Raw genomic sequence first — 1193 nt, 5'->3', positions numbered from 1 at the left:
GGCGGACCATCACCTGCTGCTGCTCAAAGTAATACAGTTGATTACCAGGTGGCAGCAACCAGCATAACTGCCGGTACATGGACCAATGCACCTGCTCTGACCTTTACCAGCCCTGTGTTCAGCACTACTGCTGCAGCCCTTGATGGTAATGCCACAGCCAACAGAACAGCAATATCTTCAACCATATCTACAACAGTAGCACCTGGACAGGAAGTATGGATCAGAATGGTGGACATCAATGATGCCAGCAATGACCATGGTCTTTCTATGGACGACCTGACGGTTACAGCCATATATGCTGCCGACTACTACTCGCTTGCCGGATCAAATAACCTTGATAATATAGCAACATGGGGAACTAATACTAATGGAACAGGATCAAATCCTTCCAACTTCACCACCGCAGGCCAGGTATTCCACGTTGCCAATGGCAATACAGGAACTTTCTCAGGTTCATCGTGGACGGTATCCGGTGGCGGTGCTAAGATTGCATTGGATGCTGCAACAGATCTTGCTATCGGTAGCTCTACAACGGTAACAGCAATAATAGATGTAGCTGCAGGTAGAACACTGACAATATCGAATGCTACCTTGCCAACTCTTGGTTCACTTGATGCAACGAGTACGATAGTTTACAATGGTCTGAACTTTACGAGTACTTCATTACTGCCAAATACCACAAGCAATGCTGTCTCTTACGGTAACCTTGTGTTGAACAATACAAGTGTAGCTATGCCTACGAGTGCAGTAGACTTGACAATACGTGGCAACATGACATTGTCTGGTACAAGCCCGTTTGCCGGTGGCGACTCTACGAGCAGTACCAATGGTTACAACCTGGTAACGAGCGGCACTGCGAACCAGACAATAAGCGGTAATGGTAATATCTTTTATGTACGCAATATAGATATCAATAATACAGCGGGTTCTAAGACGGGTACTGTTACATTGGCATCAAATACACCAATACTTGCAGGCAACTCCTTCAGGATGAACATCACGGGTGCTGCGAACAGATTCTCTGATGGTGGTAATACTATTAAAGTGTTCAACAACGCTTCTATGGGCGGCGATGCTCTTGGTTACAACCTTACGGGTACACTTTATATGGCTGCTACCACAGCAAGTGGTAATACAAATATCCGTGGTTATGTATCTGGAGCCGCAGTTTCAACAGTTGCTGCCGTACCTGT

At 46.2% G+C, this 1193-nt stretch carries 1 protein-coding gene; it reads left to right on the top strand.

All coding sequences use genetic code 11. The features are described 5' to 3' along the window. Positions 1–1193, top strand: a 1193-nt coding sequence (locus tag CJD36_RS23380) for a hypothetical protein (protein ID WP_161499429.1), incomplete at both ends; no start/stop codon positions are given.

Origin of the sequence: Flavipsychrobacter stenotrophus (genome assembly GCF_002954265.1) — a bacterium.
In the GTDB taxonomy this organism is placed as follows: Bacteria; Bacteroidota; Bacteroidia; order Chitinophagales; family Chitinophagaceae; genus Flavipsychrobacter; species Flavipsychrobacter stenotrophus.
The sequence above is the reverse complement of the archived record's forward strand: the minus strand, read 5'-3'. Positions and strand labels throughout refer to the sequence as shown.